The organism is Amycolatopsis sp. lyj-112 (assembly GCF_046549055.1).
In the GTDB taxonomy this organism is placed as follows: domain Bacteria; phylum Actinomycetota; class Actinomycetes; order Mycobacteriales; family Pseudonocardiaceae; genus Amycolatopsis.
In genome coordinates, this window is record NZ_JAJPWS010000001.1 from 1,366,807 (window position 1) to 1,391,839 (window position 25,033).

The window sequence follows — 25,033 nt, forward strand, 5'->3', positions numbered from 1 at the left end:
GTGTCGTCGTGCTGGGAGTCGCCATGACCACAGTCAAGACATCGCACAAACCCCAGGCCGTCCGATTCGGCGGAAGGAGCCGCGGCCCCAAAGGCAGCGTGCTGCTGAGCGTGCTGCGCACCACCGATCACAAGACGATCGGCCTGCTCTACCTCGGCACCTCGTTCGCGTTCTTCCTCATCGGCGGGTTCATGGCCCTGCTGATGCGCGGTGAACTCGGCAGGCCGGGGCTTCAGTTCCTCTCGCAGGAGCAGTACAACCAGCTGTTCACCATGCACGGCACGATCATGCTGTTGCTCTACGCGACCCCGAACCTCTTCGCCTTCGCCAATTACATCCTGCCGCTGCAGATCGGCTCACCCGACGTCGCCTTCCCCCGGCTGAACGCGTTCTCCTACTGGCTGTACCTCTTCGGCGGCACGATGACGCTTACCGCGTTCATCACCCCGGGCGGCGCGCCGGACTTCGGCTGGACGGCCTACACCCCGCTCTCGGCGGCCGCGCACGCGCCAGGGGTGGGCGCCGATCTGTGGATCATGGGCCTGATCGTGTCCGGGCTCGGGACGATCCTCGGCGGCGTCAACATGCTGACGACGATCCTCTGCCTGCGCGCGCCCGGGATGACCATGTGGCGGATGCCGTTGTTCACCTGGAACATCCTGTTCACCACGATCCTGATCCTTCTTGCGTTCCCGATCCTCACCGCCGCGTTGTTCGCCCTGGAAGCGGACAGACGGCTGGGTGCCCACGTCTTCGACCCGGCCAACGGCGGGGTGATCCTGTGGCAGCACCTGTTCTGGTTCTTCGGCCATCCTGAGGTCTACATCGTCGCCTTGCCCTACTTCGGCATCGTGACCGAGATCGTCCCGGTGTTCAGCCGGAAACCCTTGTTCGGCTACAAGACCATGGTGTTCGCGACGATCGCGATCACCGCGCTGTCGATCGCGGTGTGGGCGCACCACATGTTCGCCACCGGCGCCGTGCTGCTGCCGTTCTTCTCGATCATGACGTTCCTCATCGCGGTGCCGACCGGGATCAAGTTCTTCAACTGGATCGGCACGATGTGGAAGGGACAGCTGACCTTCGAAACGCCCATGCTGTGGGCGATCGGGTTCATGGTGACGTTCCTGCTCGGCGGGCTGACCGGGATCATCCTCGCGTCGCCGCCGCTGGACTTCCACGTGCACGACAGCTATTTCGTGGTCGCGCATTTCCATTACGTGCTGTTCGGCACCATCGTTTTCGCCACCTTCGCCGGAATCTACTTCTGGTTCCCCAAGATGACCGGGAGGATGCTCGACGAGCGCCTCGGAAGGCTGCACTTCTGGACCACCTTCATCGGCTTCCACACCACGTTCCTCGTCCAGCACTGGCTGGGCAACGAAGGAATGCCGCGCCGCTACGCCGACTACCTGACCTCCGACGGATTCACCACGCTCAACACGATTTCCACCATCGGCGCGTTCCTGCTGGGCGCGTCGGTGCTGCCGTTCGTGTGGAACGTCGTCCGCAGCTATCGGTTCGGGGAGGTCGTCGAGGTCGACGACCCGTGGGGATACGGGAACTCCCTGGAATGGGCGACGACCTGTCCGCCGCCGCGGCACAACTTCCACGACCTGCCTCGGATCCGGTCCGAACGGCCGGCGTTCGAACTCCACTACCCGCACATGGTCCCCCGGCTCCGCGCCGAGGGGCACCTGAACCCGTTACAGCGCAAAGAAAAGGTGCTGGCGGACGGCTCTGACCGACAAAGGGAATGAGGTACCGCACATGGTCCCGATGGAAGTCGAGGGAATGGCCGTACTGGCTCCGGAAGCGGCACCGGTGATGCTGCTGCGCGAACGGGAAGGCGACCGCCGCTGGCTGGCGATCACGATCGGCGGCCCCGAGGCGAGCGCGGTGGCGCTCGCCCAGGAGAAGATCAAGCTGCCCCGGCCGGGCACGATCGAACTGATCGGCCAGGTGGTGAAATCGTTCGGGCACCGCGTGATCGGGGTCGAGGTCACCGCCCTGCGGGACGGCATCTTCTTCGCCGACCTGGTGCTCGATTCCGGCATCCGGATCTCGGCGCGGCCGAGCGACGCGGTCGCGATCGGGTTGCGCGCCGAGGTCCCGATCCAGGTGGACGACTCGGTGCTCGACGTCGCCTCGGTGCGGGTCGAGATCGTGGGAAGCGGGCCCGACGCGGAACTGCCGTCCCTCTCGTCGGACCCTGTCGATCAGGAACGGGAGGTCGAGGAGTTCCGGGCGGCGTTGGACCGGATCGTGCCGGAGGACTTCGGTGAACCGCCACCCCCGGACCCGAAGCCGAACCCCTGACTCCCCTGACGCCGGATGCTATGAACGACTCGTTACTTGCAAAATTTGCAAGTAACGAGTCGTTCATAGCACTTCTTGGGGCGACTACTACTGCTTCGCCAAGCCTCGCTCGACCGCTTCGATGATGCGCGGCCGCAGTTCGGCCGCGCGGATGATCGCGTCCACCGAACCGACCTTCACCGCGCGCTCGATGCTGTGCACGCCGTCGAACTCGGACGCGACCGCGCCCAGCTTCTCGGCCCGCACCGACGACTGGACGTCGGCCAGTTCCGCGGCCAGCGCGGCGCGTTCGGCGCCGGAGGCTCCGCTGAGCTTCTCCGACAGCGACCGCACCCGCGGGTCCGCCGCGGTCCGGGCGTTGACCTCACCGGAGAACACGACCGCGGCGGCGGGTGCGCCGCCGAGCACGGAGGCGAACGAGCCCTCCAGCGCCAGCACGGTCATGTTCGGGTTCAGCGCCTTCGAGAAGACCACGAACGCGCCACCGTGGTACCGCGAGATCACGCAGAACACGATGGGGCCCTCGAAGTTGACGATCGCCCGGCCGATCTCCGCGCCGTACTCCAGCTGCAGTTTCCGCATGGACTCCGGCGAGCCGTCGAAGCCGGACAGGTTCGCCAGCACCACCAGCGGCCGGTTGCCGCTGGCCGCGTTGATCGCCCGCGCCGCCTTCTTCGACGACCGCGGGAACAGGGTGCCCGCGGTGTAGGTGTCCGGGCCGTCGGTGGGAGGGAAGCCGCGGCGCGGCACCGAACGCGACTCGATGCCGAGCAGGCAGACCGGCCGCCCGCCGAGGTGGACGTCCTGCACGGCCGCGGTTTCCGCGTCGGCCATTCCCGGCCAGCGCTCCAGCACCGGGTGGTCCTGGTCGGAGAGCGCGCGCATCACCGTGCGGATGTCGAACGGCTTCTTGCGGTCGGGGTTGGACTCCCGCGAGAAGATCTGCCCGACGGTGGTGAAGTCGCTGTCGACGGCCGCGTGCGGGAACGGCGAAACGTCCCGGTCGATCGGGTCGCTGGTGACGGCCTTGCGCGGACCGGTCTCGTCCGGCGCGATGTAGGTGTGGTCGTAGTGCGACATCAGCACGTCGCGGGCCGCGGCGAGGTTCGGCGCCCAGTACTGCGCCTGGCCGTTCGGGCCCATGACCCGGTCGTAGCCGCCGATGCCGAAGTTGTCCTCGGCCGACACGCCACCGGAGAAGTCGAGCGACTGCTTACCGGTCAGCACCATCGCGGAATCCGGCGTCATCACCAGGATTCCCTTGGTGTGCATGAGCATCGTCGCTTCGGCGTTCCAGTACGGCTGGGCGCCGACGTTGATGCCGGCCACGATGATGTTGATCTCGCCGCCGTCCTGGGTGAAGTGCACGATCCGCTTGAGCGCGGCCGCGACCCAGTCCATGTTCTCGGTGCCGGACTCCATCGAGATCCGGGCGCCGGCCGACAGCGCGAACCACTCCAGCGGAAGGCGCAGCCGCTCGGCGAGGTCCAGCGCGGCGATCACCCGCGAGCACTCCGGCTCCGACAGGGCGCCGAGCGCCTTCGTCGGGTCGCCCAGCAGCACGACACGTTTGACGCCTTCCGGGTAGCGCTCGGTCGGCGTGGTGACCACACCCGCGACGATCGCCGCCTTGTTGCGCCCCTTCGGCCGGTCGACCGGGACGAGCGTGTTGCTGTCGTCCATGTCGTACTCGGTGAACGAACCGAGCATCTCGGTCAGCTCGTACGGGTACACCGTGTCGCGACGCCGGGCGCGCAGGACGTTCTGGCGGTAGTCGTCGAGCGGTTCGATCGGCTCGGTGGTGGGCTCGGCCAGCGACATCTGTACGCCGCCGCTGACGTCGTAGCCGATCCGCACGGCGATTTCGGTGAGGTCGCCGGTCGTGCGGTCACGCTGCCTGCCGAGGAACTGGACCTCTTCCAGGCCCGCGCCCGCGGTGGACGGCTGCACGCGCTGCGCGACCGTGTTCAGCTCGTCGCCGGACAGCTCACTGGTCGGCCACACGTAGAGCATGATCCTGTTGGTGTCGAAGCGCTTCTTCGGCGGAAGCTTCGCCTGCACCTCACGGATCGCGTCGAGGCAGGCGGCCAGCGTGCCTTCGACGGCGGGCAGCGCGAGCAGCTTGCCGTCGTTGTCGCGCAACGGCGTCAGGTCGCGGACCTGCGCCAGCGCGACCAGCCGCTGGTCCGAAGGGTTCTTCGGCGCGACGCACTTGAACAGGTAGACGTCCTCGTCACCCGACGGCAGCCGCGTGAGGTCGAAGTTCTCCAGCCGCTGCAGCTGCATCCGCTGCGCGATCAGCGGGTGCAGGCCGCGGATCAGCCGCTCTTCGGTGAACCCGGTCGAGGACGGCCGGAAGGTGAAGTGGTGGTGCATCACCGCGCCGCTGTGCCCGGCGACCGTGGTGGTGATCCGCCGGACCCGGCTGGGCAGCGACTCGGCCGCGAGGATCTCACGCAGGCCCGCCGCCATCGCGTCGTCGTCGGCGGAGGCGTCGTCCCAGGTCAGGTACAGGTCGGCCTCGACATCGGTGTCGGCGGGCAGCCCGGCCGCGAGGTCGGCGACGGCCTTGATCGCCCCGGGCAGCCCGGCGCGGTCGACGGCCGTGGTGGCCATGTGGAACCGCTCGCCGTCGTCGGCGTAGTCGCCGGTGACGAAGGTGCAGCCGCCCACGGTGACCGGCTGGACGCCGGTGAGCGCGCGGTTGCCGTAGTAGCGGCGGCTCAGCACTTCCAGCAGCGGGGTGTGGTCGGTGCCGGGGCGGCCGATCCGCTGCCCGAGCAGGCGCACCAGCGGTTGCGCGCTGGCCACCATGCTCGCGATCCGCTCGGCGCGGTCCGGCGAGGCGGGGTTCTGGTCGAGGTGGCGCAGGTGCCTGCGGACCTCGGCGTAGACCTCCGCGCGGGTGCGGCGCAGGAGCGGCTGGGCGAACCAGCGGAACACCACGCTGCGCGCGAGGTCGCCGACCACCGGGAAGCGGAGCTGGGTCGCGGCGATGAGCTGCTCCAGCGCCTTGCCCGCCGGTTCGCGCATCGACTCGAACGGCGGGGCCTCGGTGAGCCACAGCCGCAGCAGCGCCGTCACGATCGCGACGTCGGAAGCGGTGCGCTGCTGGGCGAGGAAGATCCGGAAGACCGCCTCTTCCAGCTCCGGGGTCCGCTCGAGGTCCTTGACGCCGTAGTGCCCGAGGACCTTCTTGAGTTTGTTCTGGAACGACTCCGACAGGCCGGCGCGCTCGACGTCGAGGCTCTGCAGGTAGGTGTGGAAGAACTCGCGGGCACTGTGCACCCGGGTGTCCGTCTTGGTCTCTTCACCGGCCGGCTTGTTGCGGATCAGTTCGGAGAGGTCCGCGAACACGGTCAGCAGTTCGACCTCGCCCTCCAAGGGGCGGTCTCCGTTGTCGTCGAGCTTGGACCGGGCGGCGAGGTAGGTGCTGAGCGAACGGCGCTCGTCGTGCGGGTCGACGTCGTAGCCGAGCAGGAGGCTGCGCAGATCCTGCTGACCCCGCGCGAGCCGCTGCGGCGACGCGCCGTCCGGCGCGGTGGGCAGCTCAATCTCGACGCTGCCGGTGTCCTCGGCGACCTCTTCGCCTTCGTCCGCCAGCGGTTCGAGCCGCAGCAGCGGCGCGCCGGTCTCGACCTGGCTGCCGACCGAAACCACGCACTCGCGCAGCTTCGCGCGGAAGGGCGCACGGAGCACCGTCTCCATCTTCATGCTTTCCAGCACCAGAATCGGGGCACCTGCCTCGACCTCCGCACCGACCTCGAGCGGCGTCGCGACGACGAGCGCGGGCGCGGGGGAGCGGACGACGCCGCCCTCGTCGCGGCTGATGCGGTGCGTGACGCCGTCGACCTCGACCAGGTGGATCGGCCCGTGCGTGCCGGTGACCAGGCGGAACCTGGTGCCGTTGACGGTGATCTGGCCGGTGTGCTCGTCGAAGCGGTCGACCTCGACATCGGCGAGGTGGGCGTCGCCGTTGGCCGCGCCGACGCCGACCCGGAAGCGGCGATGGCCGATCCTCGCGACACTCACCCGGTAGGCCGCGCCGCGCAGCTTCAGGTCGAGCGGACGGCCGCTCTCGTGTTGCACCTGCGGGCGGCCGCCGTGCGCGGTGGCGAGAAGTCGTTGGCGTTCAACGGCTTCCTCGTCTTCGTAAGCCTCGATTGCGGCCGCGGCCAGTGCGATGGCCGAGTGCCGGTGCGTGATCAGGTCGCCCTCGGCGCGGACACGGTCGATCCAGCCGGTGTCGGCGCTGCCGTCGACCACCTCGGGCCTGCCGAGCAGGTCGAGCACGAAACTCTTGTTGGTCGCGCCGCCCTCGATGATGACCGTGGTCTGCGCCATCGCGCGGCGGAGACGGCCGAGCGCCTCGTCGCGGTCGCGGCCGTAGGCGATGATCTTCGCGATCATCGAGTCGAAGTCGGCCGGGATCGTGTCGCCTTCGCTGACGCCGGTGTCGACGCGGATGCCGGGGCCCGCGGGCAGGTCCAAGCGGGCGATACGGCCGGGAGAGGGCGCGAAGTCGCGATCCGGGTCCTCGGCGTTGAGCCGCGCCTCGACGGCGTGTCCGGCCTCGGCGGGCTGCGGGCCTTCGAGCTTGCCGCCGGAAGCGACGTGCAGCTGCGCCTTGACCAGGTCCATGCCGGTGGTCAGCTCGGTGATCGGATGTTCGACCTGGAGGCGGGTGTTGACCTCGAGGAATGCGAACAGCTTGTCGCCCGGGTGGTAGAGGAACTCGACCGTGCCGGCGCCGCAGTAGTCCACCGCGAGCGCGAGCCGCTCGGCGGACCGCTTGAGCTCGTCGGCCTGCTCGAGGCTCAGCACCGGGGAAGCGGACTCCTCGATGATCTTCTGGTTGCGGCGCTGCACCGAGCAGTCGCGGACGCCCAGGGCCCACGCGGTGCCCTGGCCGTCCGCGATGACCTGGACCTCGACATGCCGCGCGCCGGTGACCAGGCGCTCCAGGAAGACGACGCCGCTGCCGAAGGCGCGCTCGGCCTCCAGGCTGGTGCGCTCGTAAGCGTCTTCGAGTTCGTCCGCGGAGGTGATGACGCGGATGCCGCGCCCGCCACCGCCGGCGGTCGCCTTGAGCATCAGCGGGTAGCCGATCTCCTCGGCCGCCTTGATGGCGGCATCGAGATCCGCGACCGCGCCGCGGCTCCACGGCGCGACCGGCACGCCGACCTCTTCGGCGATCAGCTTCGCGCCGATCTTGTCGCCGAGCTTGCGCATCGCGTCCGCGCTCGGCCCGATGAAGGTGACACCGATCCGTTCACACAGCTCGGCGAAGGCGGGATCCTCGGCCACGAAACCCCAGCCGACCCAGGCCGCGTCGGCCCCGGTCTCGGTCAGCGCCCGCTCCAGCACCGCGAAGTCCAAGTAGGGACGCGCCGACGCCGGGCCGAGGTTGTAGCTGATGTCGGCTTCCCGCACGAACGTCGCCGACCGGTCCGCATCGGTGTAGAGAGCGACGGTCTCGATCCGCTGCCCGGTCTCCGCGGAAAGTTCGCGGGCGGCATGGATGAGCCGCATCGCGGCCTCTCCGCGGTTGACGATGGCGACACGACTGAACACCGACTGAGCCTCCCAAGTACACAGCACACAGCAGACGACATTCCGCCGGATCGCGCGCGGAACGGTCGCCTGCACCTGCCTACAGCCTGCCTCCTACCGGCCGGTACGAGAATGTCGCCGGTGACGCATGCCGAGGGCCGGGTCTTGTAGGAACCCGCCAAAAAGTGGCCTGGCCCACGCCGCTGAGGGGGTGGATGACGTCATGAAGTGGACAATCGGGCGCCCTGGGTGGGGGAGGGGGTGACGCGCAGGTTCGAGAGCTGTCACCAGGTGTTCACGCCGGTTTCATCGGCGGCCGGGTGGGGGTGTGCGTGTCGAGAGGCGACGTGGGGCGGCTCGGCCGCCAAAGGGCGTTGCCGTTTTTCGGCAACAGCTCAGAACGGTGGTGCTTCGTCGTCGATGCGGGGTTCGTGGAGTGGTGGAGGCGTGCTGGTGTGGTTTTGTCCGGTGGGTGTGGTGATCGTCAACGTTCCGTCAGGGGCGAGCTGGTAGTTCCAGCCTGGTGTGTCTTTGAGGCGGTGGTCGCGGCGGCAGAGGTCGATGAGGTCGGCGGCGTCGGTGTTGCCGTGGAATTGCCACGGTGTGGAATGGTCGATGTCGCAGGCCTGGGCGGGTCTGTGGCAGCCGGGTCTTCGGCATTCACGGTCCCGTACCCGGACGAACTCGTCGAGCCCGGCTGTCGGCTGGTACCGATCCCGGCCCAAATCCTTGACCTGGCCCGACAGCGGGTCGGTGATGATCCGGCGCAGCACCGTGTTCGGCCCGGACGCGATATACCGCGCCAGAGCTGCGGGGATGTGGCCGTGCCCGGCCATCTCAGCCGGGTTGTCGTTCAACCCGAGGTAGGTGTTGAGGTCCAGATAAAGGAACACCTCCGCGCGTTCGCTGGTGCCGCCTTGTCCGCTGAGCAGGAGATCGAGTGCGACGTCCGCGCGGAGCTGGTCCAGCGTGCGGGTCTCTGCGGAGGTGTTGAGGGCGTGGGCTTCCCGGTTGATCCGCAGATAGGCGGCGTTGACCTTCTCGGCGGGTCCGTCTTCGATCTCGATCGAGGCGACTCCGGCGTCGCCTTGACGTGCGACGAGACGTCGGCCCGCGCGGCTGTGTTCGCTTCGTCTGGTGGCGCCGTCGGGGTCGATGGTGATGGCGGCGTGGTTGGCGGCTTTGCGGATCTGGTCGGTGTTCTTGTCCGGCAAACGATCCTCAAGCAGCGCGTCCGCGGCGAGAGCGTCGTCGTCGGACAGCCACGCGGTGGCCGCAGCGACTTTGGTGGCACCGAAGCCGCTGACGTGGCCTTGGTCCATCAGGTCCAGGGTGCGGGGCAGTCGGGTGGCGAGTGCTTGGGCGGTCGTGACCAGCCCGGTGGCATGACCGTCCACAACGGACAACGCGAACGCGACTTCCTGGACGACACTGCCCACGCCATCGCGGTGTCGGCTCAGCTGCGCTATGGCGCGGAACCGGACTGCTTCCAGACGCGCGATCCCAGCGGACGCCGCGACAGCAACAGCGACGGAATCGTTGTCGTCCAACGAATTCAGGGATGCGTTGATGTCCTCCAGAAGACTCGGCTGGGTGAGGTCTTCGAGTAGCGCCACGGGGGCGGATCTGTGTGTGTCCACAAGATCAAACCTACAACCGGCCACCGACAATTCCAGCCACTCGAAAGCCGTTACCGAAATTCGGCAACGCCCCAAGCCTCAGTAGTAATTCCGCAGCTCGCTCCACAAACACCGCGAGTACCGGCAGGCCGTCGACGAGTGACACGGCCGCGCCGGTGATCGCCAGTGCCCCTGCCGGGACACCGGTGAAAGAGTCTATTGGGCGGGCGGAGCCAGTTCGACGCGGTTGCGGCCGCCCTGTTTCGCCCGGTACAGCGCGGTGTCAGTGGCGACGAGGAGATCGTCGACGCTGGTGATGTTTTCGGCCGGGTACAGCGCACCGCCGATCGACACCGTCAGATCGGTCAGCACCGTGTCCCGATCGGGCAGGACGACCGAAACCGCCGACACCCGGTGCCGGATCCGCTCGGCCACCTGGCGCAGGTTCTCCTCGCTGTGCACGTCGGGGATGACGATGGCGAATTCCTCGCCGCCCCAGCGTCCGCAGACGTCCTGATCGCGGATCTCGGCGCCGAGCGCGTCACCGACCGCGCGCAGGACGAGGTCGCCGTTGGGATGGCCGTAGGTGTCGTTGATCGTCTTGAAATTGTCGAGGTCGAGGAACAGCACGCCGAGCTTCCGGCCCGCGCGTGTGCGCCCGAGAAGCTCTTCGGCCAGCTGGCGCCAGCGGCGTTTCGTGGCGAGCCCGGTGGTGGCGTCGGTATGCGCGTCACGCCGGTACTGGGTCAGCAGCAGCCCGCGATGCAGCGCGACGAGCGCGAGCACGACCCCGATCAGCACCAGCGGGTTGGCCTGGACGAGCACCACGGCCGTCACCAGCCCGAGGCCGAGCGCGCCCGCCTCGAGGATCTGGTCGCCGAACCCGGAGAACAGCTCGCCGATCGACTTCGGCGGCGAGGACAGCGAGATCGCGATCATCACCAGCGCGGTGTTGATCGCCCAGCGCAGGGCCGCCGCCACCACGATGACGGCGAGGTCACCCAGCCCGGCGAGCATCCCGGAGTCGGGCGCGCCGGGGTAGTGCCGCATACCGAGACTGAGGACGACGACGGCGGCCTGCGTGCCGCAGAGCACCGTCGCGGCGGAAAAGATCCACCGATGGGGGAGCACCGGTCGTTGGTGTGGCCAGATCCGTGACCATGCGATGGTGTAGGTCACGACGACCATCGCGGCGGCCAGAACCGGCGGCAGCGCGATTACGGCGGCGACGCTCCAGACCGCTTTCGTGTCGACGTAGGCGACCGACGGCGACCGGTCGTACTCCCGTTGGCGTTCGATCTGCCGGGTGCCTTCGATCGCGATGGCCGCGCACAGGGTCAGGACACCGAACCGCACGAGATCGGTGCCGGTGATCGGGACGAGCCAAGCCGTGGCGGCGGTCGAGAGGACTGCGATGAGATTCACGACCAGGACGTAGGTACGCACGGATCGCGGCAGGCTCCACAGGTGCCAGGCACCGAGCCACCGCCGCGCGCTGCCGAGTCGTCCGTCCACACACCCTCTTCCGTCGGTGATCTACACCGTAATAGAACCGCGACTGCCGAGACCGTCGTTGTCCGGACGAGCGGACACACGGCGCCGAATTCCCCCGGACAGCCCAACCAAAACGTGGGAGGTGTTCCGATGCAGGACAACAACTGGTGAGTGTTTTGCCAGATTCGTCGCTATTCCGAGGGAGGTGAACGGCATGCGGGACAACAACTGGACCACTCGGCGTGACAACAACTGGACGTGATGAACCGGCCGGGTCAGGAACCCTGCTCGCCAACGGGTGTCGTCCCGCCGACCGGACCCACGGGATCTCCGTGATCAGCGTGGTCTTCGGAGCTTCGGCGGGGCGGCACCGTCCTTGACCACCCCACTGCGGCGACGCAGGCGACCGCCACGCCCGCGAGCGCCGCGACGGTGACCACGGTGGTCGGCGCGAGGACCTGGGCCAGCAGCCCGGCGGCCGCGATACCCACCGCCTGGGCCGCGCGCAGCGCCGCGATCGCGACGCCGATCACCTGACCGCGGTGTTCGGCCGGCGCGGCCAGGCTGTACTGCGTCTGGGTGATCATGTCGTGTGCGGAGAACACTCCCGACACCGTCCACAGCACAACGATCGTGACCAGGCCCGGCGCCCAGCCGGTCGGGATCAGCACCAGGCTGCTCGCCACCGTCAGCGCGCCCAGCACCTGGACCTGCCGTGCCCGGGGGATCCGGCTCAGCAGGATCCCGCCGAGCACCGAACCCACCGGATTCGCCGCCAGCAGCCACGGCAGCGCGCCGGTACCGCCCAGTTCGGCGGCGACCGGGACGGCGAGGCCCTCGGGGACGACGTAGAACCCGCAACAGCACGCGATGACCAGCAGCCACCGCAGCTTGCGGTCGCGGGCGACCAGACGGCAGCCCGCGACCAGGGACGGGCGCGCGTGGTGACGCGGCGCCGCGGGCGGGTACCGCTTCAGCCCGAAGCGGAGCATGACCGCGGAGAGCGCGAACGTCGCCGCGTCGATCAGCAGCGCACCGGGCACCCCGAGCCCGGTCACGACGGCGGCACCCGCGCCGAAACCCAGCACGAGCCCGGCCTGATACGTCGACGAGATGATCGCCTGGCCGACGACGAGGCGGTCCGGGTCGAGCAGGTCCGGCAGCATCGCCTGGCGCGCCGCGTAGAAGGGGCCCGCCATGAGCTGCACGAAGAACAGCAGCGCGGCCGCGGCGGGCAGCGGCAGCCCGGGCACCGCCATCAGCGCGATCAGCGCCGCGCGGCCGACGTCGGCCACCACCATCACGGTGCGTCGCGAGAACCGGTCCGCGACGCCGCCCAGCGCGCCGCCGAGAAGGTCGGGCACGAAGGTCAGCGCGTAGGCCGCCGACGCCCATCCCGCGGACGACGTCCGGTCGAACACCAGCACCGTGAGCGCGACCCTGGCCAGCTGATCCCCGGCGACGGACAGGAGATGCGCGAGCCAGATCCGGCGGAACTCGGCGACCGCGAACACGCTGCGGAACGACGCCGCTCGGGCTGGCATGCGCTTCAGGCTGTCGTGAAGCGGCCACTTTACGCAACCCTCAGGTCCGGCTCCAGACTTCCGGTCCGAAGAAGTTCGAAAAATATCCCGGTGGATGTCGAACCGTGGCGGCTCCGTTCGACGTGTCAGTAGATAAGGGAAACGAAACCGCGAAGGAACGGAGAATCCGATGTCGCATTCACTGGGTCCGCTGGCGAACAACCTGACCGCTTACGCCATCTATTCGACCGCGCAGACCGAAATGCGGCACGCCTACAAACTGATCGAGGCGGGCGACTATCTCGGTGCCGCCGCGGAGATCGAATCCGCCGCGCACGCCGCCGAAGTGCTCGCGCGGGCGACGTCGGATCTCGACGCCGAGCGCTCGGAACGATGGCTCAGAGTCGTCGTCGCCCGAAGGCGGTTCGCGGAACAAGCCCGCGTGCGCGCCGCTGAATCCGCTCTTTCGCTCGTCGCCTGATTTCTTTTCCGTTCATCGGAAAGCTCGCCGGTAACTGTGGGGCTGACGCCGGTGGTCCGCTTGAACCGGTCGCGAAACGACGTGGGGGAACCGAAACCGACTTCCGGGTACTCAGCCCGGCCCGCGCGGCGATGTCGGCCAGACTCAGGTCGCGCGCCAGATTCTCCTGCATCCACAGTGCCGGAACAGATCGAGGCGATCCGGGTGCCCTCGGCGGCGGACGATCGGTGACCGATCTCCTCCGTGCGCGTGTCGATTCGAGACTCCGGCGGCTTGGCCGTTCGACCACTTGATGCGAACATATGTTCTATGACGACCGAGGGTCCCATCCTGCACGCCGACCTGGATTCGTTCTACGCGTCGGTCGAGCAGCGGGACGACCCGAGCCTGCGCGGGCGGCCGGTCATCGTCGGCGGCGGCGTCGTGCTGGCGGCCAGTTACGAGGCCAAGGCGTACGGCGTCGCCACCGCGATGGGCGGCGGCCAGGCGCGGCGGCTGTGCCCGCAGGCGATCGTGGTGCCGCCGCGGATGTCCGCGTACTCGAAGGCGAGCAAGGCGGTCTTCGAGGTCTTCGACAACACGACGCCGTTGGTCGAGGGGATCTCGATCGACGAGGCCTTCCTCGACGTCGGCGGCCTGCTGAAGATCGCGGGCACGCCGAGCCAGATCGCCGCGAAACTGCGCCGGGACGTCCTGGAGCAGGTGGGCCTGCCGATCACGGTCGGCGTCGCCAGGACGAAGTTCCTCGCGAAGGTGGCCAGCGGCGTCGCGAAACCCGACGGCCTGCTCGTCGTACCGCACGACGGCGAACTCGAGTTCCTGCATCCGCTGCCGGTCGAGCGGCTGTGGGGCGTGGGCAAGGTGACCGCGCGGAAGCTGCACGAGCGCGGCGTCACGACGGTCGGGCAGATGGAGGGCTTCGGGGAGAAGGAACTCGTGCGGATGCTCGGCAGCGGGGTCGGCGCCCATCTGCATGCCTTGTCCCACAACGACGATCCCCGGCGGGTGCAGACCGGTCGCCGTCGCCGGTCGATCGGGGCGCAGCGCGCGCTGGGCAGCAGGCCGCGTTCGCCCGCCGAACTCGACGCGACCCTGCTGACGCTCGCCGATCGCCTCGCCCGGCGCCTGCGCGCGGCACACCGGGTGTGCCGGACGGTCGTGCTGCGGATGCGGTTCGCCGACTTCACCAAGGCGACGCGGTCGCACACCCTGCTGGAGGCCACCGAGCAGAACGCCGCGATCGTCGCCGCGGCCCGTGACCTGCTCGCCACGGCGAGACCGCTGATCGACGAACGCGGGCTCACGCTGATCGGCCTCGCGCTCACGAATCTGTCGAAGGACGACGCGATCCAGCTGGCCCTGCCGTTCGACGCGAAGCCGAGGGACGCGCTCGATTCGACGCTCGACACCGTCCGGGACCGCTTCGGCTCGAAGTCCATCACCCGTGCCGTGCATCTCGGGCAGGCCGAGGAGCCCTGGGTGCCACTGCTGCCGGACTGACGTGCTTGCCTGACCGATCGGGCGCCGTCGCTAAGGTGACCCGGTGACGGATTCGGTCGAGATCTACACCGACGGTGCGTGCAGCGGGAATCCCGGCCCCGGCGGCTGGGGTGCGTTGCTGCGGTACGGCACGGTCGAGAAGGAGATCTACGGCGGGGAACTCGGCCCGACCACGAACAACCGGATGGAGCTCACAGCGCCCATCGAGGCGCTGGAGAGTTTGAAACGCCGCGTCACGGTGAACCTCTACACCGACAGCACCTACGTCCGGAACGGCATCACCAGCTGGGTGCAGAACTGGAAGCGCAACGGCTGGGTGACCTCGGCCAAGACGCCGGTCAAGAACGCCGACCTGTGGCGCCGTCTCGACGAAGCCGCCTCGCAGCACGACGTCGAATGGCACTGGGTCAAGGGCCACTCCGGGCATCCGGAGAACGAGCGAGCGGACCGGCTCGCCGTCAAAGGCGTGGAAGAGGTCGTGGGCCGACCCGTGGTCCAGCCCGGCGAACGGTCCGCTCGACGTCGCTAGTGGCTCAGCACTTGACGTTGACCTTGGCGCTCTTGGAGAACGACACGTGGACGTGGTCCATGTGGTTGGCGGTCGCGCCGCCGCGGTCCTCCATGGTGTCCCAGCCGCTGCCGTCGTTGTAGCGCTGGCGCCAGATGACGTAGGTGACGCCGAAGTCCTTCTGGTTGGCCAGGATGTAGTCGGCGACGGCGTTGCCGGTGGAGGTGTCCACCATGAAGTCCAGCGCGAGGCCGGAGGGGTGGTCGCTGGCGTTCGCGCGGCCGGCGACCCCGCCGATGTTGTCGACGCCGAACTTCGCCTTGATGTGGTTGCCGACCTGGGCCACGTGCGGCTTGGTGCCGGACAGGCTGGTCGAACACGACGCCGTCGCGGCCGGCACGGTCTTCTTGACCGGGGCGGGGGCCTTGGTCGACGTCGTCGGCTTGGGGGGAGCCGCGGTCGTCGAGGGGGGCGGGGTCGTCGAGGGAGGCGGGGTGCTGCTGGATGACGGCGGGGGTGTCACGCTGGAGGTCGGGGGAGCCTGCAGCGCGAGTGCGGCACTGGCCGCTTCGACGTCAGGGGAACCTGCGGTGGTCAGCCACATCGACGCCGGGAGCGCCGTGGCGACGGCTGCCGCGATACCTACGGGGAGCTTCCACTGCGGAGCTTTCGTCTTGCGATGTCTGCCGGCCATTTCTCTGATCACTCACCACTTCGGGGACGGGAACTCGCGTCGGGGGCCGCGAGCTCCGGGCAACATTACGAAATGGACACGGCAATGTCACGCCGGAGTGTTGTCGCCCACAGTTACCTTGATCGTTGAACCAAAGGGTGCTCGCGTCCGTACAGACACAAGAAGTGCTTTTGTCCGAGCACTGTGAGTGACGAAATCAGCCGGATTTGCAGGCTTGGAAGTAAGTCTCCCCGTCCGGGGAAATAATGTTCATGCCGGGGGCCGACGAGGTCCGTCCCATCGCCGAATAGGCCGCGATCGCGGTGCAGACCAGCTGGTTGACGGCCTGTCCGGACATTTTCCGCGGGCTGAACGGCAGCGAAATGTACCCCGGATCGCCCGAAGACACCCCGATCCCGCCCACCTCGGTCGGCACGAAGGTGGTCAAGCCTTGCGCGGCCTCTTGTTCGCTCGGTCCCTTCAACAACAACATGAGCGCGCCTTCGGGGGAGATGAATCCGTCGGACGGCCGTGTCACCGGGATGACCCGGCCCTCGGAGACGAAGTACAACGTCACGCCGCCGACGGCTACCGCCGATCCGGTGGTGGGGCGGATCGACGGTCCGGGACCGGCCTCGACGACACCGGTCGGCTGGACACCGCAGGCCGCCACCAGCGCCGTGGCCGCGAAGACCGCCAGAACGCACGCCTTCCTCATCGCGTCACCCCTTCGGCTCGGTGCGGGACGCTCAGGACGAACCGGGCGCCTTGACCGGTGTTGGCGGCGGTGATGTCGCCGCCGTGCAGGCGCGCGTTCTCCAGCGCGATCGCCAGGCCCAGCCCGCTGCCTTCGGACCGGGCGCGGGCGGTGTCGGCCTTGGTGAACCGGTCGAACACGTGCGGCAGCATCTCCGGGTCGATCCCGGGACCGTGGTCCTCGACCTCCACCGTGATGCCGCCGGTGTGGGCCTTCAGACGGATCTCGACGGGGGCCGCGCCGTGGCGGAGCGCGTTGCCGACGAGGTTGGCCACGATCAGGTCGAGCCGTCGCCGGTCGACCTGGGCGAGGACGCCCTCGGGCAGGTCGGTGACCAGGTCCTCGCCATCGCGCCAGCCCCGGGCGTCGAGACTGTCCCGGATCGCCGTCGCGAGGTCCCATTCGTCGGTGACGAGTTCGGCCCGGCCCGCGTCGAACCGGGAGATCTCGACCAGGTCCTGCACGAGCCTGGTCAGCCTGCGGGTCTCGCCGGAGACCAGCCGCGCCGCGACGGCCGTGTCCGGAGGCAGGGTCTCGGCGTCCTCGTCCAGCACGTCGGTGACCGCGTTCATCGCCGCGAGCGGGGTGCGGAGCTCGTGAGAGACGTCGGCCACGAACCGGCGGGCGTCGGACTCCATCGCTCTCAGCTCGCCGACCGTGCGTTCCAGCTCGGCCGCCGTGTTGTTGAACGTCGTGACCAGCTCGGCCAGTTCGTCGGACCCCTTGGCGGGCAGCCGGACGTCGAGCCTGCCCGCTCCGAGCTGCGCCGCGGCGGTGTTGAGCGCCCGCACCGGCCGCAGTACCTGTCTGGCCGCCAGCAGGGCGAGCGCGGCGGCGAGCGGCAGGGCGAGCGCGGCCATCTGCCAGGCGGATTTCGCGAGCTCTTCGATGGCCTGTTGCTGCTGGCCGAGCGAGGTCAGCGAGTACACCTGGATCCCGCTGGGACCCATCGACCCGTTCGGCTGCCGGGTCAGGACCGGCATCCCGACCAGGAGTTCGGGAAAGGTGTCGCGGACCAGCCGCTGGAACTGGATCCGGTCGTCGCTGGTGACCATCTCCTTCATTTCGGGCGAGAAGGTCGTCAGGTCCGGCCCGTTGACCGACCGCGTGTCCCGGTAGACCGCGACCGCGTTCAGCCGCAGGCTGCCGGCGAAGTCGTTGAGCTGTTCCTGCGTCGGTGGCACGGACAGCGGGCGGCCATAGGTGGCGACCCGGTCCTTCAGCTGGTTCATCGCCGCGTCCTGGACGGCCTCGAGGATGGCGTTGCGGGCCGAGACGTAGCTGGCGCCGGCCGCGGCGGCCGCCCCGATGAGCGTCATCGCCGCGAAGGCCAGGATCAGCCGGGGCCGCAGCCCGGAGAGCACCCTCATGAACGGCCGAACCGGTACCCGAAGCCGCGGACTGTCTGCACGTGGTCGGGTTTCGCGGGCACGTCCTCGATCTTCGCGCGCAACCGCTGGACACAGGCGTCGACCAGCCGCGAGTCACCGAGGTAGTCGTGGTCCCAGACGGCGGCGAGGATCTGCTGGCGGCTGTAGACCTGCCCCGGGGTGCGGGACAGCTCCAGCAGCAGTTTCAGCTCCGTCGGGGTGAGCGAAACCGGCACGCCGTTCTTCGTGACCACCAGCCCGGACCGGTCGATGACCAGGCCGCCGTGCCGTTCGGCGGCGGAGCCCTCCTCGCTGGCGGGCCGTTCGCTCACCGCCCGCCGCAGCACCGCGCGGATCCGGGCGTCGAGCACCCGGGGCTCGATCGGCTTGGTCACGTAGTCGTCGGCGCCCGCCTCCAGGCCGGCCACGATGTCGAAGTCGTCGCTGCGGGCGGTGAGCATGATGATCGGCACCTCGCCGGCCGCGCGGATCCGGCGGCAGGTCTCGAACCCGTCGATCCCGGGCAGCATCAGGTCCAGCACGACGATGTCGGGCTGGTACACCCGCAGTTTCTCCAGTCCGAGCTCACCGCTTTCGGCGGCGTGGACGGTATGCGCCTGGCGGCGCAACGCGAGTTCCAGACCCTCCCGCACAGATGCGTCGTCTTCGATCAAAAGGACACTTGCCACGCCGCCATTATTCGGATGGCGCGGCGAGTGTGCGACTCGGCCCGATCTTGTAGCAGAACCATGACATTGTCCGGACCTCACGGCGAAACGGCGTGGGGACAGTGAGATGCATGGCCGTACTCCTCCACGAAACGAAACCGACCCCCGCCCACCGTCCGCTGCCCGGGCGGCACGCGGAGACCAGGCTCACCCTGTCCAGGGCCGCCTTCCAGCTCGCCACCGGACTGGGACTGGCCGTCGCGTTCGTCGTGACCTACGTGCTTTTCGTGCACACTTCGGCCGGCCAGCTCGCGGAGAACGGCGTCGTCCGCAGCGCGCAGTCCGGCCGCTGGTCCACAATGGACTGGGCGGGGCCGTTGCGTGACCAGGACATGGTGCTGGTGATCGGCGCCTCGGTGCTGGTGCTGATCGTGCTCGCCATGCTCCGCCGCAAACCCGGCCTCCTCGTGCCCGCGCTGAGCGTGCTCGTGCTGCCGCTCATCGTGGCCCAGTTGCTCAAGCTGTACGTGCTGGTGCGGCCGGAACTGCCGGACGGCGGCTCCGGGCCCGGGCACAACAGTTTCCCGAGTGGACACGTCAGCGCCTCGATGGCGATCCTGATGGCACTCGCTTTCGTTCTGCCCCAACGCTTCCGTCCGGTGATGATCGGGCTGGGCGGGATCGTGGTCGCGTGGGTCGCGTCGTCGACGATCGCGCTGGGCTGGCACCGGCTGAGCGACACCGCGGGCGCCTGCCTGCTGGGTGCGTCGTTCGCCTGCCTCCTCGCGGCGTGGCTGACCACCCGGCGCCGCGACCTCCGCCGCACGCCCGCCGCACTGGTCGCCCTCGCCGCCGTCCTGCCGACCGGGATCGTGCTGATCGGGTTCGCGGTGCTGAGCACGGCGACCGCCGGCGCCGCCCAGTTCGTCGCCGCCCTGGTGCTCGCCGCGCTGGCCGCGGTGGGGATCGTGCTGGTCACCCTGTGGCCGCTGCGTGGATCCGCGTTCGAACGGCGCTCCGGTGTGGAGACCCGCGTGGTCGACGATCTGCTCGAGACTCGCCTCGTGACCCGCCACTAGAGGACTAATTGCGGGGCTGGGCCTGGCTCAGCGGCGACGAAGGAGCCCGAGGCGCGGGAGGCTCCGGAGGTGCCGAAGGAGCGACGACCACCCGGTTCCGCCCACCCCGCTTTGCCTCGTACATCGCCGAGTCCGCCGTACGGAACAGCTCGCCGTAGTCCGTCGAGTGCTCGGGGGAGAGCCCGACCCCGATCGACACCGTGCAGCCGTAGATCGTCCCGACCGCGCGGGGTTCGTTGGTGGCGTGGCCGCTGGCGAGTTCCGTCAGCCCGGTGATCGCCGCGTTCGCGACGGCTTCCCGGATCCGCTCGGCGATCCGCCTGGCCTCCTCGCGGCTCGTGTCCGGCAGCAGCACCGCGAACTCCTCGCCGCCCCACCGCCCGACGACGTCGCTCGAACGCGTGTTGTGCCGCAGCACCGCGCTGACGCAGCCGAGCACGATGTCGCCGCCCGAATGCCCGTACTTGTCGTTCCACTGCTTGAAGTGGTCGAGGTCCAGCATGAGGAACGCGGACGGCCGCCGGTCGGTCTGGTCTTCGAGTAGCCGAAGGGCCGCCGGGGCGTGGAACGAGTCCTCGGTCAGCAGGCCGGTCTTCCGGTCGCGCTGGCTGCGCGCGATCGTGTCGGCGAGCGCCTGCGAGAGACGGGTCGACCGCAGCGCGACGCCGATCATCACCAGCGGCACGAGCGCGATGTTGACGGCGCCGAGGATCGTGGTGCACGCGGCGAGTTGCAGGGCGTAGACGAAGTCCGCGTTGTCGGTCCAGCTGCCGATGAGTTTCTGCCGTCGCCAGCCGCCCCAGGCCAGGCCACGCGCGATGCTGATCAGCAGCGTCTGCGACGTGAAGTACCAGAGCGCGGCGCCCACCAGCGCCGCGGCGGCGAACGCGATGTCGCGTGGCTGCTGGGGGAACGTGCCCGATTCGAGCCAGGTGTGCAGCGACGTCAGTTCGGTGATCGTGTGCACGCCGAGGATGGACGCGGCGTGCGCGGCGGTGGTGAAGAGGAACGTCGTCATCGCCTTGTGCGCGATGGAGTAGCGCTGCACGCGCACCATCAGCAGCAGCGCGAGCGAGTACGCGGGCGGCAGCAGCACGGCCGCGCTGCCCAGCCAGACCGCGGTCTGGTCGATGTGCTCGCCCCGCCGGTCGTCGGCGCGGCGCTGTTCCTCGGGGTGCTGGGTCTGGATCAGGTACCAGATGGCGCAGCCGGCGATCACGGCGAACCGGACGAGGTCCGCGGTCGTGGCGGAGGCCTTGAAACCGCTGTAGAGGGCCCAGCCCGCGACGGCGAGCTCGGTCCCGAGCATCCAGACGACCGCCGTCGGGGGCAGCCGCCACAGTTCCCAGCCCGCCGGGTGCCGCAGGGTGTTCCACGCACGACTGCGCAGGCGCCACACACGCGCGGCGGCGAGGCCGACCGTGTCGGCGAACCGGCGGAGCGAGCCCGCGGGCCGCTCCACGTCCGCGTCGCGATCGGGCAAGACGGCTTTCAGGTCGTCTCGGAGTCCGAACTCGTTGACGAGATCCACCTCCCGCTCGTTACGCACCGCACCCGCCTCGATCTTGCTGGTCACCACAAGAGGGTGACAGGGGGACCGCGTTGACGATCGCGTGAGACAGGGCAATGCCTGCGTTCGCCGGAAGAGATTGGGCCAGGAGCTGGCAGGGTGATTCGTATGCCTGATGCCGCATATGACGCTGAAGCGGGCCCGGTGATGTTCGGCCCCGAGTTCGACCGGGACCCCTCGCCCGCCTACGAGTGGTTGCGCGCGAACGCCCCGGCGTACCGGCTCGAGCTGCCCGGCGACACCTGGACATGGCTGCTGACCAGGCACGAGGACGTCGTCGCCGCGATGGCCGACCCCCGGTTGTCCAAATGCCCGTCGGTGGCCACGGAACACTGGCGCAAGGCGAATCTCGGGCTGCCCGCCGATCACCGGCAGACGCTGATCGGGCATATGAACAACGTCGAGGGCGAGGAGCACGCGCGGTTGCGGAAGGCGTGCGCCGGCGCGTTCGGTCCGCGACGGCTCCAGCACCTGCGCGACCGCACCCATCAGCTGGCGAACGAACTCCTCGACCCGATCATCGAGCGTGGTGAGGGCGACCTCGTCGAGGATTTCGCCTACCCGCTGGGAATCCGGTCGATCTGTGAGCTGATCGGTATCCCCGACGAGCTGCTGGACGACGTCCGCCCGCCGGCACTGGTGGTCGCCGCCGGGGACGTCACCGACATGCCGTCGATGCTCAAGGCGACCGACGAGCTGGACCGGCTGCTCGCCGATGTCGTCGCGCGGAAACGGGCCGAACCCGGCGCGGACCTGATCAGTGACCTGCTCGCGCAGGAGGCCGCCGGGAAGCTCACCGAAGAAGAGGTCGCGGCGACGGCGTTCCTGTCGCTGATCGCCGGGCACGAGACGACGATCAGCCTGATCGCCTCCACCGCGCTCACCCTGATCACGCATCCGGAAGAGGCCGCCCGCGCCCGCGAAGACGGCGGGCAGCTGACGCTGGTGATCGAAGAGGTCCTGCGCCGCGACACCCCGCTGCAGAACACGAGCTGGCGCTTCATCACCGAGCCGATGGAACTGGCCGGACAGCGGATGGAGGCGGGCGACGCGATCCTGTTGTCGTTGCTGGCGGCCAATCGCGACCCGGAGGTGCATCCGGAACCGCTCGCGTTCCGGCCGGGGGAGCGCACGGTGCGGCACGTGGCCTTCGGGCTCGGGCCGCATATCTGCATCGGTGCCGCCCTCGCCCGGATGCAGGCGGCCGCGGCACTGGAGACGCTGTTCGATCGCGCGCCGTCGATGACGCTGACCGTGCCCGAAAACCGGCTCGTCTGGTGGCCGAGCGCGATCACTCGCGGGCTGCACAACCTGCCGGTGAAGCTGTAGGCGGTTCTAGACCGCGCCTTCGATGCGGCCCCGCAGCACGCCTGCCTTGCGGTCGTCCAGATCCATCACGAGCTGGAGCGCGTTGCGCCACACGGCCAGCGCTTCTTCGGCCTGGCCGAGTTCGGCCAGCGCACAGCCGCGTTCGTCGAGGGCGTCGGCCTGGCCCCAGACGTCGCCGCAGTTCCGGTACGCGGTCAGCGCCTGGTCGCAGTAGCCGATCGCCCGGTCCAGTTCGCCGAACCGGCGGCAGGTGCGGGCGAGCGGGACCAGCGCGAACCCCATGCCGTGCTGGTCGGCGTCCTTCGCATAGACGTCCAGGGCGCGGCGGCCGTGGTCGAGGGCGAGGTCGCGTTCGCCGAGATCGCGGTAGGCGCGCCCGAGGTGGACCCGTGCCGTCGCTTCGCCGAGCTGATAGCCGATCGCCGCGCACACCTCCACGCCCTGCCGGATCAGCCGGACGGCCTGGTCGTAGTCCTCCCGCTCGTGCGCGATGTTGCCGAGCCCCACCAGCGCCCAGCCGAGGCTCGGGTTCGGGCCGATCTCCTCGGCGAGAGTCACGGCCTGGCTGAAGAGTTCGTGCGCGCGGTCGAGGTCTCCGCGTCGGCGGTGCGCCTCGGCGAGGTTGATCGCCGACCACGCCAGCCCGCCGAGGTCGCCGCCCGCCTTCGCGGCTTCGATCGCGACGTCGTGGCTGGAGATCCAGGTCTGCCAGGGACGGCCGAGCAGGTGGTAGTCGAACATCTCCACCGGCAGCCGCCAGCCGATCTCGTAGAGCCCGTGGTCCAGTGCGAGCCGGGCGACGCCGGTGATGCTCGGCATCTCCGCCGCGCACCAGATGTAGGCGTCGTCGAACGTCGCGAACCGGATCGGCTCGACGCCTTCGGGTGCCGGGCCGAGGTCGACGTGGTGATCGCGCGCCGGGGTCAGCGTCCAGCCGGCCGCGTTGGCGGCGTAGAGGTACCAGTGCGTCAGCCGGGAGACGGCGGCCTGCCGCTCGTCCCGCCACTGCTCGGCGGCGGCCTCCTCGGCGGCGTAGACCCGCAGCAGATCGTGGAACCGGTAGTACTGCGCGCCGACCTGCTGCACGAGATAGGCCTGGACCAATTTGTCGACAAGCCGCCGCGCGTCGTGTTCGGGCAGCCCGGCGAGCGCGGCCGCCGCGCCGGCGGTGAACCGGGGGCCGGGGTGGAGGCCGAGCAGCCGGAACATGCGGGCGGTGTCGGGGTCGAGCGCGCGGTAGGACCAGCTGAAGGCGGCCCGCACCCCGACGGCGTCGTCGTCGACGGCGAGCAGTTCCAGCCGCCGTCCTTCGGCGACGAGTTCACCGGCGAGTTCCGCGACGCTCTGATGGGGATGCGTGGCGACCCGTTCGGCGGCGATGTTCACCGCCAGCGGCAGCGCCGCGCACAGCCGCACGAGTTCGTCGACGCCCTCGGGGTCGCTCGCCGCGCGTTCGTCTCCGATGAGGTCCGCCATGAGCCGCGCCGCTTCGAGATCTTCCAGTGGTTCCAAGGAAACCTGGACCGCGCCGCTGCCGACGACCAGTCCCGAGAGCCGTCGCCTGCTGGTGATCAGCACGGTGGTGTCCGGGGTGCCGGGCAGGACCGGCCGCACCTGATGCGAGTCGAGCGCGTTGTCCAGTACGACGAGCGTGCGCTGCCCGCGCAGAAGACCGCGCAGCAGCGCGAGTCGCATGTGGTCTTCGGCGGGAATGCGGTCGGGGCGCACGCCGACGCAGCGGAGAAGGTCGTCGAGGATGTCGGCGGGTTGCGCGGGAGAACCCGCCGCGTAGCCGCGCAGATCCGACCAGAGGACGCCGTCGAACTCTTCCTGCCGCTGATTCGCCCATTTCAGGACGAGTGCGGTTTTCCCGACCCCGGGCGGGCCCGCCACGAAGACCACTTTCGCCGGTCCGGTGAACACCTTTTCGTCGAGCAGGGAGAAGTGCTCTTCACGGCCGACGAAATGGCTCGGCGGCGGGGGAAGGTGAACGTAGGGTTCCGCGCGGGCGGCTTCGGCGAGCACGATCAGCGTGCCGCCCGCGTCCAGCGCGCGGTCACACGCTTCGGCGAATTCCACGCTCGGCGGGGTGAGTCCACGTTCGACCCGGCTGATGAGGCTTTTGTCGACGTAGGCGAGTTTCTGGAGTTCGCGCAGCGCCAGCCCTTTGGCCTGCCGTCGCTGTCGCAGGGCGCGCCCGAACTGCAGCGCGGCGGTGGAAACCGGTCGCGGTCCCGTCCGTGCTTTCCCGGTTTCGCCGGAGCTGGCCGAGCCGGAATTCTCGGTCACCGAGAGCACCTTTCTCCCCACTTAGCGGCAGATCGTGCCACAGCGGCGCGACGGGGGGCAGGGCCATCTGCCGATTCACCGCTGGGCGGAATGGCTCCGCGTGGGACAACCTTCCCATTACATGGGTCACAACACGGCCACCGGGTGTACGGACCTGCGAACAGAGACCCCAAACTGAGCGAGAACGCGCCCGTTCCCCACCGGTGCGCCAGTCGAAAGGGAGGTGGGTCATGCGCGACCGCGAAATGTGAGCAGGCCCCGTTCCGCCTGCGCGCAACCGGGCGAGTACTGATCCGTCGTA

The 25,033-nt window shown here is 69.2% G+C and carries 17 protein-coding genes; 7 read left to right on the plus strand and 10 right to left on the minus strand.

What is annotated here, in order from left to right:
* Positions 1 to 23: 23 nt before the first annotated feature.
* Together ctaD and ACLJRL_RS06520 are read left to right on the plus strand one after the other, a co-directional pair.
* On the plus strand, positions 24 to 1,760 hold the full coding sequence (ctaD, locus tag ACLJRL_RS06515; RefSeq protein WP_410655065.1) for a cytochrome c oxidase subunit I: 1,737 nt from the start codon (positions 24 to 26) through the stop codon (positions 1,758 to 1,760).
* Between the two features lie 10 nt (positions 1,761 to 1,770).
* Positions 1,771 to 2,319 (plus strand): bifunctional nuclease family protein, encoded by a 549-nt coding sequence (locus tag ACLJRL_RS06520; protein WP_410655066.1) that lies wholly within the window; start codon positions 1,771 to 1,773, stop codon positions 2,317 to 2,319.
* 87 nt (positions 2,320 to 2,406) lie between these two features.
* On the opposite strand, the gene ACLJRL_RS06525 is transcribed toward ACLJRL_RS06520, so the two are convergent.
* From ACLJRL_RS06525 to ACLJRL_RS06540, 4 genes are all read right to left on the minus strand, one after another.
* Positions 2,407 to 7,893: a biotin carboxylase N-terminal domain-containing protein gene (locus tag ACLJRL_RS06525; protein ID WP_410655067.1), complete on the minus strand. Its 5,487-nt coding sequence runs from the start codon at positions 7,891 to 7,893 to the stop codon at positions 2,407 to 2,409.
* Positions 7,894 to 8,267: 374 nt separating this feature from the next.
* Positions 8,268 to 9,452, minus strand: a complete 1,185-nt coding sequence (locus tag ACLJRL_RS06530; RefSeq protein WP_410655186.1) for a DUF222 domain-containing protein — start codon at positions 9,450 to 9,452, stop codon at positions 8,268 to 8,270.
* 255 nt (positions 9,453 to 9,707) lie between these two features.
* Positions 9,708 to 10,937 (minus strand): GGDEF domain-containing protein, encoded by a 1,230-nt coding sequence (locus tag ACLJRL_RS06535; protein WP_410655187.1) that lies wholly within the window; start codon positions 10,935 to 10,937, stop codon positions 9,708 to 9,710.
* A gap of 323 nt (positions 10,938 to 11,260) precedes the next feature.
* Positions 11,261 to 12,529 (minus strand): MFS transporter, encoded by a 1,269-nt coding sequence (locus tag ACLJRL_RS06540; protein WP_410655068.1) that lies wholly within the window; start codon positions 12,527 to 12,529, stop codon positions 11,261 to 11,263.
* A 169-nt stretch (positions 12,530 to 12,698) separates the two neighbouring features.
* Here ACLJRL_RS06540 and ACLJRL_RS06545 point away from each other — a divergent pair, with 169 nt between their 5' ends.
* The 3 genes from ACLJRL_RS06545 to rnhA all read left to right on the plus strand — a co-directional run bounded on the left by ACLJRL_RS06545 (position 12,699) and on the right by rnhA (position 15,018).
* Positions 12,699 to 12,989: a hypothetical protein gene (locus ACLJRL_RS06545; RefSeq protein ID WP_410655069.1), complete on the plus strand. Its 291-nt coding sequence runs from the start codon at positions 12,699 to 12,701 to the stop codon at positions 12,987 to 12,989.
* Positions 12,990 to 13,298: 309 nt separating this feature from the next.
* Entirely contained in the window at positions 13,299 to 14,489 is a 1,191-nt protein-coding gene (gene dinB / locus ACLJRL_RS06550; protein WP_410655070.1) for a DNA polymerase IV, read from the plus strand.
* A 43-nt stretch (positions 14,490 to 14,532) separates the two neighbouring features.
* Complete coding sequence (gene rnhA / locus ACLJRL_RS06555) at positions 14,533 to 15,018, plus strand: ribonuclease HI (protein WP_410655071.1); 486 nt, start codon at positions 14,533 to 14,535, stop codon at positions 15,016 to 15,018.
* A 4-nt stretch (positions 15,019 to 15,022) separates the two neighbouring features.
* On the opposite strand, the gene ACLJRL_RS06560 is transcribed toward rnhA, so the two are convergent.
* From ACLJRL_RS06560 to ACLJRL_RS06575, 4 genes are all read right to left on the minus strand, one after another.
* The gene (locus tag ACLJRL_RS06560; RefSeq protein ID WP_410655072.1) at positions 15,023 to 15,691 is read right to left on the minus strand and encodes a hypothetical protein; all 669 of its coding nucleotides are present in this window, start codon (positions 15,689 to 15,691) and stop codon (positions 15,023 to 15,025) included.
* Between the two features lie 196 nt (positions 15,692 to 15,887).
* Complete coding sequence (locus ACLJRL_RS06565; RefSeq protein ID WP_410655073.1) at positions 15,888 to 16,388, minus strand: hypothetical protein; 501 nt, start codon at positions 16,386 to 16,388, stop codon at positions 15,888 to 15,890.
* On the minus strand, positions 16,385 to 17,797 hold the full coding sequence (locus ACLJRL_RS06570) for an ATP-binding protein (protein WP_410655074.1): 1,413 nt from the start codon (positions 17,795 to 17,797) through the stop codon (positions 16,385 to 16,387). The genes ACLJRL_RS06565 and ACLJRL_RS06570 overlap by 4 nt, the downstream gene beginning before the upstream one ends.
* Positions 17,794 to 18,486 carry a response regulator gene (locus ACLJRL_RS06575; RefSeq protein ID WP_410655075.1) on the minus strand — a complete coding sequence of 231 codons (693 nt, stop codon included), beginning with the start codon at positions 18,484 to 18,486 and terminating at the stop codon, positions 17,794 to 17,796. Before ACLJRL_RS06575 ends, ACLJRL_RS06570 begins: the two co-directional genes overlap by 4 nt.
* 110 nt (positions 18,487 to 18,596) lie before the next feature.
* On the opposite strand from ACLJRL_RS06575, the gene ACLJRL_RS06580 reads away from it, so the two are divergent.
* Entirely contained in the window at positions 18,597 to 19,544 is a 948-nt protein-coding gene (locus ACLJRL_RS06580; RefSeq protein WP_410655076.1) for a phosphatase PAP2 family protein, read from the plus strand.
* A 4-nt stretch (positions 19,545 to 19,548) separates the two neighbouring features.
* Here ACLJRL_RS06580 and ACLJRL_RS06585 read toward each other — a convergent pair whose 3' ends face one another.
* Entirely contained in the window at positions 19,549 to 21,120 is a 1,572-nt protein-coding gene (locus ACLJRL_RS06585) for a diguanylate cyclase (RefSeq protein ID WP_410655077.1), read from the minus strand.
* Positions 21,121 to 21,222: 102 nt separating this feature from the next.
* Between ACLJRL_RS06585 and ACLJRL_RS06590 the strand changes: the two genes are divergently transcribed.
* Positions 21,223 to 22,443 carry a cytochrome P450 gene (locus ACLJRL_RS06590; RefSeq protein ID WP_410655078.1) on the plus strand — a complete coding sequence of 407 codons (1,221 nt, stop codon included), beginning with the start codon at positions 21,223 to 21,225 and terminating at the stop codon, positions 22,441 to 22,443.
* A 6-nt stretch (positions 22,444 to 22,449) separates the two neighbouring features.
* Here ACLJRL_RS06590 and ACLJRL_RS06595 read toward each other — a convergent pair whose 3' ends face one another.
* Positions 22,450 to 24,732, minus strand: coding sequence for an ATP-binding protein (locus ACLJRL_RS06595; RefSeq protein ID WP_410655079.1), 2,283 nt, complete (start codon positions 24,730 to 24,732; stop codon positions 22,450 to 22,452).
* Positions 24,733 to 25,033: the final 301 nt, after the last annotated feature.

Coding starts and splice junctions, on each gene's coding strand:
- ctaD (WP_410655065.1), top strand. CDS start 24: ATGACCACAGTCAAGACATCGCACAAACCCCAGGCCGTCCGATTCGGC.
- ACLJRL_RS06520 (WP_410655066.1), top strand. CDS start 1,771: ATGGTCCCGATGGAAGTCGAGGGAATGGCCGTACTGGCTCCGGAAGCG.
- ACLJRL_RS06540 (WP_410655068.1), bottom strand. CDS start 12,529: ATGCCAGCCCGAGCGGCGTCGTTCCGCAGCGTGTTCGCGGTCGCCGAG.
- ACLJRL_RS06545 (WP_410655069.1), top strand. CDS start 12,699: ATGTCGCATTCACTGGGTCCGCTGGCGAACAACCTGACCGCTTACGCC.
- dinB (WP_410655070.1), top strand. CDS start 13,299: ATGACGACCGAGGGTCCCATCCTGCACGCCGACCTGGATTCGTTCTAC.
- ACLJRL_RS06560 (WP_410655072.1), bottom strand. CDS start 15,691: ATGGCCGGCAGACATCGCAAGACGAAAGCTCCGCAGTGGAAGCTCCCC.
- ACLJRL_RS06565 (WP_410655073.1), bottom strand. CDS start 16,388: ATGAGGAAGGCGTGCGTTCTGGCGGTCTTCGCGGCCACGGCGCTGGTG.
- ACLJRL_RS06570 (WP_410655074.1), bottom strand. CDS start 17,797: ATGAGGGTGCTCTCCGGGCTGCGGCCCCGGCTGATCCTGGCCTTCGCG.
- ACLJRL_RS06580 (WP_410655076.1), top strand. CDS start 18,597: ATGGCCGTACTCCTCCACGAAACGAAACCGACCCCCGCCCACCGTCCG.
- ACLJRL_RS06590 (WP_410655078.1), top strand. CDS start 21,223: ATGCCTGATGCCGCATATGACGCTGAAGCGGGCCCGGTGATGTTCGGC.